13 protein-coding genes are annotated in these 14,121 nt (G+C 66.2%); 4 read left to right on the forward strand and 9 right to left on the reverse strand.

Going from position 1 to position 14,121, the window contains the following annotated elements:
- Positions 1-19 precede the first annotated feature (19 nt).
- The 3 genes from EAO27_RS11405 to EAO27_RS11415 form a co-directional block, all read right to left on the reverse strand.
- Positions 20-586: a DUF3617 domain-containing protein gene (locus tag EAO27_RS11405; RefSeq protein WP_242769616.1), complete on the reverse strand. Its 567-nt coding sequence runs from the start codon at positions 584-586 to the stop codon at positions 20-22.
- 90 nt (positions 587-676) lie between these two features.
- Complete coding sequence (locus EAO27_RS11410) at positions 677-1,258, reverse strand: DUF3617 domain-containing protein (RefSeq protein ID WP_242769619.1); 582 nt, start codon at positions 1,256-1,258, stop codon at positions 677-679.
- A gap of 83 nt (positions 1,259-1,341) precedes the next feature.
- Positions 1,342-2,307, reverse strand: a complete 966-nt coding sequence (locus EAO27_RS11415; RefSeq protein ID WP_242769622.1) for a TonB family protein — start codon at positions 2,305-2,307, stop codon at positions 1,342-1,344.
- Between the two features lie 103 nt (positions 2,308-2,410).
- Here EAO27_RS11415 and uvrB point away from each other — a divergent pair, with 103 nt between their 5' ends.
- Together uvrB and EAO27_RS11425 are read left to right on the forward strand one after the other, a co-directional pair.
- A complete protein-coding gene (uvrB, locus tag EAO27_RS11420) occupies positions 2,411-4,597 on the forward strand; it encodes an excinuclease ABC subunit UvrB (protein ID WP_242769625.1) in 2,187 nt (728 codons plus the stop codon).
- Between the two features lie 794 nt (positions 4,598-5,391).
- Positions 5,392-6,912, forward strand: coding sequence for a peptidase S10 (locus EAO27_RS11425; protein WP_242769628.1), 1,521 nt, complete (start codon positions 5,392-5,394; stop codon positions 6,910-6,912).
- Between the two features lie 111 nt (positions 6,913-7,023).
- Here EAO27_RS11425 and EAO27_RS11430 read toward each other — a convergent pair whose 3' ends face one another.
- The 5 genes from EAO27_RS11430 to rph all read right to left on the reverse strand — a co-directional run bounded on the left by EAO27_RS11430 (position 7,024) and on the right by rph (position 11,245).
- Entirely contained in the window at positions 7,024-7,914 is an 891-nt protein-coding gene (locus EAO27_RS11430) for a tyrosine-type recombinase/integrase (RefSeq protein ID WP_242769631.1), read from the reverse strand.
- 107 nt (positions 7,915-8,021) lie between these two features.
- Complete coding sequence (hemW, locus tag EAO27_RS11435) at positions 8,022-9,167, reverse strand: radical SAM family heme chaperone HemW (protein WP_242769634.1); 1,146 nt, start codon at positions 9,165-9,167, stop codon at positions 8,022-8,024.
- Positions 9,168-9,226: 59 nt separating this feature from the next.
- Positions 9,227-9,736 (reverse strand): DUF2239 family protein, encoded by a 510-nt coding sequence (locus tag EAO27_RS11440; protein WP_242769637.1) that lies wholly within the window; start codon positions 9,734-9,736, stop codon positions 9,227-9,229.
- A 56-nt stretch (positions 9,737-9,792) separates the two neighbouring features.
- Complete coding sequence (gene rdgB / locus EAO27_RS11445; protein WP_242769640.1) at positions 9,793-10,422, reverse strand: RdgB/HAM1 family non-canonical purine NTP pyrophosphatase; 630 nt, start codon at positions 10,420-10,422, stop codon at positions 9,793-9,795.
- Between the two features lie 106 nt (positions 10,423-10,528).
- Positions 10,529-11,245: a ribonuclease PH gene (gene rph / locus EAO27_RS11450; protein ID WP_242769643.1), complete on the reverse strand. Its 717-nt coding sequence runs from the start codon at positions 11,243-11,245 to the stop codon at positions 10,529-10,531.
- A gap of 103 nt (positions 11,246-11,348) precedes the next feature.
- On the opposite strand from rph, the gene EAO27_RS11455 reads away from it, so the two are divergent.
- On the forward strand, positions 11,349-12,029 hold the full coding sequence (locus tag EAO27_RS11455) for a hypothetical protein (RefSeq protein WP_242769645.1): 681 nt from the start codon (positions 11,349-11,351) through the stop codon (positions 12,027-12,029).
- Between the two features lie 4 nt (positions 12,030-12,033).
- Here EAO27_RS11455 and EAO27_RS11460 read toward each other — a convergent pair whose 3' ends face one another.
- Positions 12,034-12,831 carry a dienelactone hydrolase family protein gene (locus tag EAO27_RS11460; protein ID WP_242769647.1) on the reverse strand — a complete coding sequence of 266 codons (798 nt, stop codon included), beginning with the start codon at positions 12,829-12,831 and terminating at the stop codon, positions 12,034-12,036.
- Between the two features lie 244 nt (positions 12,832-13,075).
- Between EAO27_RS11460 and hrcA the strand changes: the two genes are divergently transcribed.
- The gene (gene hrcA / locus EAO27_RS11465; protein ID WP_242769649.1) at positions 13,076-14,119 is read left to right on the forward strand and encodes a heat-inducible transcriptional repressor HrcA; all 1,044 of its coding nucleotides are present in this window, start codon (positions 13,076-13,078) and stop codon (positions 14,117-14,119) included.
- The last annotated feature ends 2 nt before the right edge of the window (positions 14,120-14,121 follow it).

Raw genomic sequence — 14,121 nt, forward strand, 5'->3', positions numbered from 1 at the left:
TCGGGAGATATCAGTCGCCTCAGCTCTTGCAAGGTCCGATATGGGTACTCGTGACCTGCATCTGCACCTCCATCTGGCCGCCCGTGGGCGCCGGGCCCTTCGAGGTGATCAGCATGTCGGTCTTCCTGGGGTCGAGCGTCCCGAGCATCGCCAGATCGACCTTCTGGCCGTTGGCGGTGCAGGTACCCGCCACGTCGAGCTTGCCGCCGCCGACCGCGTTCTTCGACCAGCTGCACGCCTCGCCATAGCCCTTCGACAGCGCCTCGGAGATATTCTCCTGGTCGACCTGCGCCTGGGTGAGGCATTGTTCGGAGCCGCTCTGTGTCTCGAACTGCTTGCTCATCTGGTCCTTGGCCGCGGCGGGCATGCCGGGCATGTCGAACTTGACGAGCTTGATATCGGTCTTCCAGTTGCCCGCCTCGCGCTTGACCGCCCCGGCCGCCGCGACGGGCGCGTCGCCCGTACCGGTGGCGGCGGTGCCGCTCGCGGCCGTATCACCGCCGGCCTTGGCCGCTTCATCCGATTTGCCGCAACCGGCCACCATCAAGGCGGCGCCAAGCGCCGCAACCGTCACCAATTTGTTCATGCGTATCATCCTCCTGCTGGACGGATCGAAAACGCATGAAAAGACCGGGGGTTGCGTGCCAGCGCCGCATGACGGCCGGCGACCGCGCGATCAGCTCTTGGCGGGCGGCTCGGGGGGTTCGGCGGGCGGAGTGATGTCGTTCGGACCACATTCGCCCTTGCGCGCGCCGGAGACGCGCATGACGATCGTGCCTTCCTCGCCGCCGCCGGCCTTGAGCATCGTCATCGTCATCGTCACATCCTGCGCCGTCGCGCCGCTGGTGCCCTTTGCGACCATCTTCATCTCGCCGCCCGGACGCTTGCAGGTCGCCGCGAAATCGACGTTCTTGCCGCTGTGGTTTTCCTTGTCGATCGTGCAGTCCTGCCCCTGCGAACCCATCTGCGAAATCCGCTTGGCGATATCCTGCTGCTCGGCAGCTTCGGGCGTGATGCAGACGCTGACGCCGCTCATCGCCGCGAACATCTGGTTCATCTGGTCCTTGGCGTTCGCCGGAACGCCCTCACCCTTGAACTCGACCACCTCGATCTTCGACGACCAGCTCCCCGGCTGCGGCTTTTCGGGGGGCGTCTTCGCCGCGGCCGCGCTGCCGCCTTCGCCGTCCTTCGACGCCTTGTCGCCGCACGCAGCCAGCACCAGGCTGCTCGCGACCGCGAGCATCAGAGTCTTTTTCATGCTATTTCCCCTGCCGAGTCCGATTGTGGACACGGCCACTCCTTACCATATCGACCGCCCTGGCAACGGCTAATATCGCGGCGCTATTTCGCCCGCTCGGCCATCCTCCGCGCGATCGGTCCTTCGACCTTCATCACGTCGACGAACAGCTTGTCGGGCTGTGCCACGCATTCGAGCCGCGCCGCCGCATAGCGCATGTCGAACGCGGCCTTCTTTTCCCTGAACTGCGACACGCCGCTCAGCATGTCCTGCGACAGCGCGCTGAGCCCCAGCATCATCGTGTAGAATTCATTCTTCTCGTTCGCCGGCCAATTCGCCGCCCACCAGCTTTCGTCGCGCGCGAACTGGTCGCAGCGATAGCGCAAGACGCCGCCGCCCGGCCCCGGCGTACGATAATTGTCGAAGCTGAAGGGTATCCGCACCGGCAGTGCAAACGGCTTGCCCGCGCCGTCGCGATAGGGTCGATAGCGCGACGCGTTGGCGGCCTCCAGCGCCGCCGCGTCCAGCATCGCCGACCGGCTGCTTTGGAATATCGTGGTATCGACCAGCCGCCCGTCGGGACCGATCTTGCCGTCGATCACGACCTTGCCATGCTCGCCCGCCGCGCGCGCAGCGTCGCTGAAGACCGGTTCGACGCGCACCGCATACATGGGATGACCGCTCGCCGCCTCGAACGAAAAAGGCAACAGCGCGGGCACCGCAATCGCCTTGCCCGCCTTGTCGACCGCCGGCGTGAATTTCAGCAGGCGCGCCGCGGCCAGCGCCGACGCGTCAAGTTCGGGCGGCGCGTTGCTGTACCGGATCGAAGCCTCATCGACATACCCCTCGGCGGTCACGATCATCGATACGCGCCCCTGCCCCTGCATCCCGGCGGCGCGCTGTTCCAGGCTATGGGCGGGCTGAAAATCGCCGATCAGCCGCGGGCCCCGTGCCATTTGCGCCTGGTTCGCCAGCGCTTCGACCATCGCCGGGCTCCTTGCGGGTCCGGCGCTGTCGGTCGGCGGCGCAGCCGGTGCGGCGACGCCGCCCTCCTGCGTCATCATTGCCATGAAAATGAACGGCAAAACAGGCAGTGACACCCCATTCTCCTCGAAAGCCCCATCCCGTGCCTTTGGCCTTGGATTGGCGCCCATAACCTCCATATTGGCGGCGATGGCAATTCAGATTCGCACCTCGCTCGACGAAATCGACACGGCGGCGGACTATGTCCCGCACCGCCCCGCACGCCCCGACAAGGTCGAGGGCGGCAAGGCCTTCGAACTGGTCAGTGATTACGACCCCGCAGGCGACCAGCCAACCGCGATCCGCGAGCTGGTCGACACCGCGCGCGCGGGCGAGCGCGACCAGGTGCTGCTCGGCGTCACCGGGTCGGGCAAGACCTTCACCATGGCGAAGGTGATCGACGAATTGCAGCGCCCGGCGCTGATCCTCGCGCCGAACAAGATCCTCGCGGCGCAGCTCTATGGCGAGTTCAAGAGCTTCTTCCCGAACAATGCGGTCGAATATTTCGTCAGCTATTACGACTATTACCAGCCCGAGGCCTATGTGCCGCGGTCAGACACGTACATCGAGAAGGAAAGCTCGGTAAACGAAGCGATCGACCGGATGCGCCATTCGGCAACGCGCGCGCTGCTCGAACGCGACGACGTGATCATCGTGGCGTCGGTGTCGTGCCTCTACGGCATCGGCTCGGTCGAGACTTACTCGGCGATGATCTTCGACCTCAAAAAGGGTCAGGTCGCCGACAATCGCGAGATCATCCGCAAGCTCGTCGCGCTCCAGTACAAGCGCAACGACGCCGCCTTCGCGCGCGGCAATTTCCGCGTGCGCGGCGACAGCCTCGAAATCTTCCCCTCGCACTATGAGGATATGGCCTGGCGCGTCAGCTTCTTCGGCGACGAGATCGAAGAGATCACCGAGTTCGACCCGCTCACCGGCAAGAAGATCGCGAGCCTCAACTATGTCCGCGTCTATGCGAACAGCCACTATGTCACCCCCGGCCCGACGCTGAAGCAGGCGACCGAGGCGATCCGGCACGAACTCGCCGAGCGCCTCAAGGAACTCGAGGCCGAGGGCCGCCTGCTCGAGGCGCAGCGGCTCGAACAGCGCACCAATTTCGACCTCGAGATGATCGCCGCTACGGGCAGCTGCGCGGGGATCGAGAATTACAGCCGCTTCCTCACCGGCCGCCTGCCCGGCGAACCGCCGCCGACGCTGTTCGAATATCTGCCCGACAACGCCCTGCTCTTCGTCGACGAAAGCCATCAGACGATCCCGCAGATCGGCGCGATGTCAAAGGGCGACCATCGCCGCAAGATCACACTCGCCGAATATGGCTTCCGCCTGCCGTCGTGCATCGACAACCGGCCGCTGCGCTTTTCCGAATGGGACATGATGCGCCCGCAAACGGTGAGCGTCTCGGCGACGCCGGGGACGTGGGAGATGGACCGCACGCAGGGCGTGTTCGCCGAGCAGGTGATCCGCCCCACCGGGCTGATCGATCCGCCGGTGATCATCCGCCCGGTCGAGGAACAGGTCGACGACCTGATCATGGAAGCCAAGGCGACCGCGGCGGCCGGATATCGCACGCTCGTCACCACGCTGACCAAGCGCATGGCCGAGGATCTGACCGAATTCCTCCACGAAGCGGGGCTCAAGGTCCGCTACATGCACTCGGACGTCGAGACGCTGGAGCGCATCGAGATCATCCGCGACCTGCGGCTCGGCGTATTCGACGTGCTGGTCGGGATCAACCTGCTGCGCGAGGGACTCGACATTCCCGAATGCGGGCTGGTCGCGATCCTCGACGCCGACAAGGAAGGGTTCCTGCGCAGCGAGACCAGCCTCGTCCAGACGATCGGCCGCGCGGCGCGCAACGTCGACGGCCGCGTCATCCTCTACGCCGACCGCATCACCGGCAGCATGGAACGCGCGATGCGCGAAACCGACCGCCGTCGCGAAAAGCAGGAAGCCTATAACGCCGAGCATGGCATCACTCCGACGACGATCAAGCGCAACATCGGCGACATCATCGCGCATGTCGCGTCGAAGGATCAGGTGACGATCGACATCGGCGAGGACAAGCCGCAGCACATGGTCGGGCACAATCTGCGCGCCTATATCCAGGACCTCGAAAAACAGATGCGCGACGCCGCCGCCGACCTCGAATTCGAGCAGGCCGGCCGCCTGCGCGACGAAATCCGCCGGCTGGAGGCCGACGAACTCGGTCTGCCGCCGGACGACCAGGTCGCGCCGCGCGTCGGCCGCTCGAACGAGGGCAAGCCGGGCACGCGCAAGGGCCGCTTCGGGAAACAGAGCAAGACCAAGTGGGGGCGGTAGCGCTCTAATAGTATATATACACGCTTTAGGAACATCTGCGTACGCTTCACGAACATATTGCTAACCGCGTGCCGACGGCGTAACATAAGGCATGGTCAGATCGTCACGGGGACTGTCGTACCGACGCGTCCACGCAACTCACCACGCCCAAAAGTTTGCAAGGCTTCAGGGTGTTCCGCTGAATATCAGCGTCACCCTGAATTTGCATCTCGCGGGGGTCGTTGAAGAACAAGCAAGTACCTTTGTTTCAAAGCTGATCTCACAGCGCTTTTGTCCGTGGTTCCGTCGCGCTAAAGCCAATCGACATTCGGTTCCTCCGACATACATTTGGGTCCGCGAGGGCAAAGGCGGTCCGGGCCTTCATTGGGCGCTCCATATTCCCAAGGACATGAAAACCGAGTTTCTTGGCAGGCTGCCAATTTGGGTTCGGGAGCTTGCTGGGCAACAACTGCCGTCGAATGCGATTCACACGACATTCGTCTACAATTGCCACGGCCTCCGACTTTACATGTTGAAGGGTGCGGAACCCCGAGTAGCCGAACAGTTCGGCATTGATCCGATACCTCAAGGACTCGTCCTTGGCTCACGCTCTGGTGTCAGCAGGAACCTCCAACGAAGAAGTAGGACCAATGGAGGGTACAAGCCGCGCAGGTGGCGTCGACAATAAGGAGCGAGGGTAACATAACCACTAAGGCCTCTTTGCCTTCGACCAAAGCCCTGCTGCAGCCGACAAGCAACCTTGCCCCCTCCCCGCGCGCCGATTAGCGTCCGCCGCCTCAACCGGGGAGAATCATATGAAATCGGGTCCGTCGCTCATCGCCCTGGCGCTTGCCTTTGCCGCGCCTGCCACCGTTCAGGCGCAGGACGCGCCCGCCGCCGACTCCTCGGGCGGGAAGGCGAAGGCGGAGAAATCTGCCGACTATGAACCGCAGGTTCGCACCACCAGGCTCAGCGGCACCTTCGGCGGCCAGCGGATCAGCTATGCCGCGACGATCGGCGAGACGATCATCAGGAACAAGGACGGCGTGCCCGAAGTCGCGGTCGTCACCACCTCCTATGTCAAGGAACCGCGCGACCCGAACCGCCCGATCACCTTCCTGTTCAACGGCGGTCCGGGATCGGGCACGGTGTGGCTGATGATGGGCGCGTTCGGGCCCAAGCGCGTCGCGATCCCCGGTACCGGCGTCGACGACGGCGCCCCGCCCTATCCGATCGTCGACAACCCCGACGCGCTGCTCGACGTGACCGACGTGGTCTTCATCGACCCGCCGGGCACCGGTTTCTCGCACCTGATCGGCAAGGCGAAGCCCGAGGATTATTACGGCGTGACGCAGGATGCGAAGCTCGTCGCCGAGGTGATCCGCCGCTGGCTCAACGACAATGGCCGGTGGAACAGCCCCAAATTCCTCGGCGGCGAAAGCTATGGCACAACGCGCTCGGCCGCGGTCGCGAACCAGCTGATGAACGAGACGTACAACGATGTTGCCCTGAACGGCATTATCCTGATCTCGACCGTGCTCGATTTCGCCGCGGGCGCCGACACGCCGGGCAACGAACTGTCGCCGGTCACCAACCTGCCCTCGATGGCGGTCACCGCGCTCTATCACGGCAAGGCGAGCGCCGCGTCGCCCGAAGCCTTTGCCGAGGAAGCCCGGCAATGGGCGATCGGCCCCTATGCGACCGCGCTGCTCAAGGGCCAGAAGCTGCAGGGCGAGGAACGCGCCGCGATCCGCCGCGAATTGTCGCGCTTCACCGGGCTCAGCGAGACCTTCCTCGAAGCCGCCGACCTGCGCGTCACGCCCGCGCGTTTCTACAAGGAACTGCTGCGCGACCGCGGCCTCACCGTCGGCCGCCTCGACAGCCGCTACACCGGCCGCGACTATGACAGCGCCGGCGAAACCCCCGACAACGATCCCAGCTTCTATGGCATCGACGCGAGCTACACCGCCGCGATCAACAGCTGGGCGCGCGATGGCCTGGGGTTCAAGACCGACCGCGAATATCAGTCGATCGGCCGCATCGGCGGCCAGTGGGATTGGCGCCTCGGCGGGCGCGACACCAACGCCTATCTCAACGTCGCGCCCTATATCGGGCAGGCGCTGCGCGAGAATTCGGGGCTGAAGGTGCTGGTGGCGCAGGGCTATTATGATTTCGCGACGCCCTTTTTCGCCGCCGAATATGCGCTCTCGCGCACCGGCATCCCGCAGGACCGCATTCGCTACACCTATTATGACGCAGGCCACATGATGTATATCCGCGACGAGGACCGCCACAAATTGTCCGAGGACGTCCGCGCCTTCATCCGCGCGCGCTAAGCCCCGGCGCGCGGGGCAGCGTTCGGCCAACAGCGAACGCGGATATTCCCTGGCGCGAGGCGATGGGAAGGATTGCCAATATCTGTTGCCGCGCGGCCGAACGCCGCCGCCTCACGCCCGCGGATGCGCATTGCGGTAGATGTCGAGCAGGTGCGCCGCGTCGACCGCGGTGTAGACCTGCGTCGACGCGAGGCTCGCGTGGCCGAGCAGTTCCTGCAAACTGCGCAGGTCGGCGCCGCCCGCGAGCAGGTGCGTCGCAAAGCTGTGGCGCAGCGCGTGCGGCGTCGTGCGTTCGGACAGCCCGAGCGCGCGCCGCGCCGAGCGCACGCTCGCGCGCACCACGCCGGGCTGGAGCGGCCCGCCGCGCGCGCCGAGGAAAAGCGGGGTCTCCTTGCCCAGCGGCCAGGGGCACGCCGCGGCATAGCGCGCCACCGCCGCGGCAACCGCGGGCAGGATCGGCACGACGCGCGTCTTGTTCCTCTTGCCGGTGACGCGCAGCGTCTCGCCGAGCGGCAAGGCCGCGCCGGTCAGCGAGAGCGCCTCGCCGATGCGCAGCCCCGCGCCGTAGAGCAGGAGCAGCAGCGCGAAGTCGCGCGCGCCGACCCAGCCCTCGCGGGCATTGTCCTCGACGTCCTGCGCCAGCGCGATCGCCTCGGCGGGCGCGACGGGGCGCGGCAGCCCCTTCTTGACGCGCGGCCCGCGCAGCGCGGGGAGCGTCGCGCCCTCGCCGCCGACGAAGCGCAGGAAGCCGCGCAGCGCGCTCAGCTCGCGCGCCGCCGAGGCATTGCCCAGCCCCTCGGCGCGCCGCGTAGCCAGATAGGCGCGCAGGTCGTTGGCACTCGTCCGCCGCAGCAGCGCGGCATCGACCGCGCCGCCGTGATGGTGCGACAGGAAGAGGCAGAAACGCTCGGCGGTCGCGATATAGGCGCGCCGCGTATGCTCCGACCGGCGCCTTTCGTGCGCCAGATGAGCATCCCAGTCGCGGATCAATCCGTCGGCCAATTCATATTCCGTTCGGGCTGAGCTTGTCGAAGCCCCGTCCTTTCTTCCAGCCTCAAAAGGAAGAACGGCCCTTCGACAAGCTCAGGGCGAACGGGCTTTGGAGGAGTTTATCCCGTCCGAACCACCTCGGAAAGGATCGAGTCGAGGAGCAGGATTCCCTCATCGGTGACGACCAGACGATCGCCCCCGGCGCACATCAGCCCCATGCCCACCAGCCGCGCCACCGCCTCCGCATCGACGAACGCCTCGCGTCCCAGCCCGCTTCGCGCCTCGATGCGGGCCAGGTCGACGCCTTCGCTCAGCCGCAGCCCCATCAGCATCGCTTCGGTCGCGCGCTCGTGCGCGGGCAGGTCGGCCTCGGCCTTCAGCCCGTGGCCGTTGCGTGTCACCGCCGCGACAAAATTCTCGGGCTTCCTGTGGCGCTCGGTCGCCTGTGCGAGCCGCCGTCCGTGCGCGCCCGGCCCGACCCCGGCATAGTCGCCGTAACGCCAATAGGTCAGATTGTGCCGGCTCTCCTCGCCCGGCCGCGCGTGGTTCGACACCTCGTAGCGCGGCAGCCCCGCGGCGCGCGTCATCGCCTGCGTCGCGTCGAACAGGTCCGCCGCGGCATCGCCGTCAGGGATCACGAGATGGCCCTTCGCCGCGAGCGTCGCAAAACGCGTCCCCGGCTCGATCGTCAGCTGGTACAGCGACAGATGCCCGGTCCCGAACGCCAGCGCCGCCGCCAGTTCGCGCTCCCAGTCGGCCAGCATCTGCCCCGGCCGCGCATAGATCAGGTCGAAACTTGCGCGGTCGAAACAGGTTTGCGCCGCCGCGATCGCGCGCCGCGCCTCGTCGCCGCTGTGCGCCCGCCCCAGAAATTCAAGCACTTGGGGGTCAAAGCTCTGGACGCCGATCGACACGCGATTGACCCCCGCCGCGGCCAGATCGGCGAAAGCGGCAACTTCCACCGAATTGGGATTGGCTTCGAGCGTGATCTCGCAGTCGGCGGTGAGCCCCCAAAGCGCCCCGGCCTCGGCAATCACCGCGGCCACCGTCGCGGGCGGCATCAGGCTCGGCGTCCCGCCTCCGAAAAAGATCGACGACACGCGCCGCTCCGGCAGCAGCGCCGCCTCATGCCGCAAATCCACGAGCAGCGCCGCGCGCCAGACCTCCTGATCGACGCTTTCGCGGACATGGCTGTTGAAGTCGCAATAGGGGCATTTGCTGACGCAAAAGGGCCAATGAACATAGAGGGCGAGCGGTTCGGCCATCGGCCGCCCCTACTCCCTTTCCCCGTTAGGGCCAAAGCCCGAATCGCCCGGTCTTCGTCCTATGACGCCAGCAGACGCCCGATATGCGCGCGGATGTCCGCAGGCCAGTCGATGATCAGCGCACCGAAAGCGGCTTCGTCGTCGCGATAGAGTGCACGCAGCGCCTCTTCGTAGCCGGGGCGGTCGCCGCAGGCATGGCTCATGAAATTATAGGCCGCGTCCCTGCGTTGCTTCGCGTCGGGCGCGCGCTTGCTCGCCGCCTCGACCAGTCGCCGCAGCGCCGCCGACGCTCCACCGGGCTGCGCCGCGAGCCAGTCCCAGTGCCGCGGCAACAGCGTCACTTCGCGCGCTCTGACGCCCAGCTTCGGCCGCCCCGCGGCAGGAGCGGCCCTCGCCACGTCCCAATAGTCGAGATCGGTCAGCTTGCCGGTCGCGTCGTCGAACACGAGGATTGCGCCAATATCGGCGGGAAAACGGTCCTCGATCGTGCGCGTGACCGCATCGCGGCGCCCCGACGCAAGTTGCATGTCGCCCAGAAAGGCGGTGACGGTTTCGGTATCGTGGGTCATGCGGCCCCATTATACCCGGATAAAATTTGAGTCAATTTACCCGGGTAAAATTTCCGCTAGTCGAAGGCCCCGGCGACGAGCTTGGCGAACGCGTCGGCGCGGTGGCTGATCGCATGCTTTTCCGCCGGGTCAATTTCGGCATAAGTCAGCGAATTACCGGTCGGAACGAAGACGGGGTCGTAACCGAAACCCAGCTTCCCCCGCGGCGGCCAGGTCAGGCTCCCCTCCGCGGCACCTTCGTAAACATCGGCATGCCCGTCGGGCCACGCCAGCGCCAGCGTGCACACGAAGCGCGCGCTGCGATCGACGTCGAGCCCCTGTGCGGCGAGCAGGCCCTCGACCTTGCCCATCGCCAGATACCAGTCACGCCCCGGATTGCCCTCGAACCACTGCCGCTCGGCCCAATCGGCGGTATAGACCCCCGGCCGGCCGCCCAATGCCGCGACCTCGAGCCCGCTGTCGTCGGCGAGCGCGGGAAGCCCCGCCGCCGACGCGCTCGCATGCGCCTTGAGCAGCGCATTCTCGCGGAACGTCGTTCCCGTCTCCGCGGGCTCGGGCAGGCCGAGGTCGCCCGCCGACACCGGCTCGATCCCGAAGGGTTCGAGCAGCGCGCGAATCTCGCGCACCTTGCCCGCATTGTGGCTCGCGATGACGAGCTTGCCGGGGGTCAGTTTGCGGTGGGTCATGGCGAGCCCTTTCTGTCATCGTCACCCCGGACTTGATCCGGGGTCCCGCTCCTCGGATGACGCAAAGCGGGACCCCGGGTCGAGCCCGGGGTGACGAAAATGGAACTCAGCGCCCCACCGCCTTCGCCTGCGCGGCGAAGATGTCGGCGCAGCCGATGCGCGCGAGGCGGAGCAGGCGCAGCAGGCCTTCCTCGTCATAGGTCGCGCCCTCGGCGCTCGCCTGTACTTCGACGATCTGGCCCTTGCCGGTCAGCACGAAATTGCCGTCGGCCTCGGCGACCGAATCCTCGTCATAGTCGAGGTCGAGCACCGGCGTGCCGTTGTAGATGCCGCACGAGATCGCCGCGACCTGATCGGCGATCGGATCCTCGGCCAGCGCGCCCGCCGCGATCAGCTTGTCGACCGCGAGCCGCAGCGCGACCCACGCGCCGCTGATCGACGCGGTGCGCGTGCCGCCGTCGGCCTGCAGCACGTCGCAGTCGATCACGATCTGCCGTTCGCCGAGCTTCTTGAAATCGACCACGGCGCGCAAGCTGCGGCCGATCAGCCGCTGGATTTCCTGCGTGCGGCCCGACTGCTTGCCCTTCGCCGCCTCGCGGCTGCCGCGCGTGTGCGTCGCGCGGGGCAGCATGCCATATTCGGCCGTCACCCAGCCCTGCCCCTTGCCGCGCAGGAAGGGCGGCACCTTTTCTTCGACGCTGGCCGTCACCAGCACCTTGGTGTTCCCGAAGGCGACGAGCACGCTGCCCTCCGCATGGATGGTGAATTCGGTCTCGATGGCGATGGGACGCATCTGGTCGGGCGCGCGGCCGGAAGGGCGCATGTCGGGATTCTCCTGTGAAGTGTGCGGGGCGCTTAGCCGTGCTTCGCGCCATTGACCAGAAAAAGGAAATGGCAATTCCATGTCGGCGGCCTAAGCTCGGCCCATGCGAAGAAACGCCGCGATAGTGGTTACAACGACAACGCTGATAGCGATCGGCGTCGCGTTGGGCGGCGTGACGTCCGACAGCTCGTCGAACCGGATCGATGGCTTCGAGCAGATCATCTACGTGCGCAACGTCGAACACGGTCGCTTGGCGCTTCTCGGCGACTGCCCGCTTGAGCGCGAGATCATCATCGAACGTACCGGAAAGACGCAAATCAGCTGGTACGCCCAACGGCCAGATGACCATGGATGCGTGCGAGCGGCGGATTTCGGATCAGACCTTGATGAAAAGGAAAAGTGGGACGAGCCGAAAGTGGCGCGGACCGAATTGACGCTTGGCCCGGCTGCCCTGGGGAGATTTGTCGATCGCCTGGAGCGGTTGTCATGGAAAGCCGAATGGAAAGCGCCCAAATATCAGAAGAGCACCTATTCGACAGGATGCGAGCGTAGGACATTGTCGTTTCCTGATCGATTGTTGGCAATTACGAAATCAGGCGCCCGGATGGCGACGCTTTCGGTGTATGGGGAGAAAGCGAAGCTACCTGGCAACGCAAAGTGTATTGCGAACGAGAAGGCAAATGCAACGAACCTCGATGGCGCCGTCGCCCCCTTCTCCCCGTTGCTCCCTGACAAATATGATCTGCGGCCCGAGGTAGCTGGCCGCCTCTATCGCAGCGAATGAGGCACTAGCGCAGCCGCATCCGGAAAAAATCGAGGATTTCGTCGCGCGCCTGTACCGTCGGCTGCCCCGCCTCGTCGATCAGGTGGATCGTCACGACGCTGTGCGGGTTTTTCATCGGGCTGTCGGGGTTCGCGGCCTCGTCGGGCAGCACCCTGCCGACGAAGCGGTCGCCGAGTGCGTCCTCATAGGCCGCGAAGCGCGCCGCCCTGCAATATTTGTCGCCCTCGAAGCGGTAGGCGAGCACGGTCAGATCCTCGGCCTCCATCCGCGCCTTGACCGCGGCGAGTTCGTCGGGGGCGATGTGCAGGCCCGCGGGATCGTTGAGCGGCAGCGACGGCTGCGCGAGGACCGGGGCGAGCACCGACGGTTCGAGCATCATCGACAGCGCGAAATTGCCCGTGAAGCACATGCCGATCGCCCCGACGCCCTTGCCGCCGCACTCCTTGTGCGCGAGCGCCGCGAGCGCGCGCAGCCACCGCGTCGCGGGCGAGCTTTCATTCGCCTGGAACGCCCGGAACTGGCGGCTGACGCAGCCGCCGAGCATCGTGAAGAGCGCGCCGGGCATGCGCGGCACCGCGCCGTCCTTTCCGAAGATATGCGGCATGTAGACGGTGAAGCCGGCACCCACGACCCAGCGCGCGAAACGCGCGACATGCGGGCTGATCCCGGGCATTTCGGTCATCACGATCACCGCGGGGCCGCGGCCCATCGCATAGACGCGCTGCTTGCGGCCGAGCAGGGCGATGTCGCGATGCTCGAAATCGTCGAGCGGGTCATCCTGATTGAGCGGGCGTGTGGTCATGGCATTCTCCCCCGGGCGGGAGGCTAGCGGCGATCCGGCGTAACGCAATCCTCCCTGTGGCGGAGCCATGGGGAGGTGGCAGCGCGAAGCGCTGACAGAGGGGCGATGGTGCGACGTTGCCGGCCCCTCCACCCCTCGCTGCGCGAGCGGTCCCCCTCCCCACCCCTCCCCACCGCGACGCGGCAGGGAGGATCGTTGGACCGCGAAGCTTGCCCCCACCCCTCGCCATCCCTAAATCCCCTCCATGACCACGCCGCCGATCACCGAACTCACCACGCGCGCGCGCGACGTGTTCCGGATGGTCGTCGACGCCTATCTCGAAACCGGCCAGCCGGTCGGATCGCGCACCCTGTCGAAGCTTGCCGCGCTCAACCTGTCGCCCGCGTCGATCCGCAACGTCATGCAGGACCTCGAGGAGTTCGGCCTGCTCGCCAGCCCGCACACCAGCGCCGGGCGCCTGCCGACCGAACAGGGACTGCGCCTGTTCGTCGACGGCATGATGCAGGTCGCCGAACCGAGTGCCGAGGACCGCGCACAGATCGAGGCCTCGCTCTCGGACGCCGGACCGATCGAAAGCGCGCTCGCGCAGGCCACCGCCGCATTATCGGGCCTCTCGGCCTGCGCCGGGCTCGTGCTTGTCCCCAAGCACGAGCGCGTGCTCAAACAGCTCGCCTTCGTGCCGTTGTCGGGAACCCAGGCGCTCGTCGTGCTCGTCGCGGGCGACGGGGCGGTCGAGAATCGCGTCATCGACGTGCCCCCGGGGCTGGGCCCCTCGGCGCTCGTCGAGGCGGGCAATTACATCAGCGCCACGCTGGCGGGCCTGACCCTCGCCGAAGCGATGGCGCGCGTGCGGCGCGAAATCGAGGCCGAACGGATCGCGATCGACCGCGCCGCGCAGGATCTGGTGTCGCGCGGGCTCGCCATCTGGTCGTCCGACGGCGCCGATCGCCCGGTGCTGATCGTCCGCGGACAAGCCAATCTGCTCGACGAGAGCGCGGTCGGCGACCTCGACCGCGTGCGGCAATTGCTCGACGAACTCGAAACCAAGCAGGAAATCGCCGGGCTGCTCGACAGCGCGCGCGAAGGCAGCGCGACCCGCATTTTCATCGGGTCGGAGAATAAGCTCTTCTCGCTCTCGGGCTCGTCGGTTATCGCCGCGCCCTATCATGGCAGCGACGGTCGGGTGGTCGGCGTCGTCGGAGTAATCGGCCCGACGCGCTTGAACTATGCGCGGATCGTACCCATGGTGGATTTCACCGCTCAATCGCTCTCCAGACTGATACGATAGGT

The organism is Sphingopyxis sp. YF1 (assembly GCF_022701295.1).
Lineage (GTDB): Bacteria > Pseudomonadota > Alphaproteobacteria > Sphingomonadales > Sphingomonadaceae > Sphingopyxis.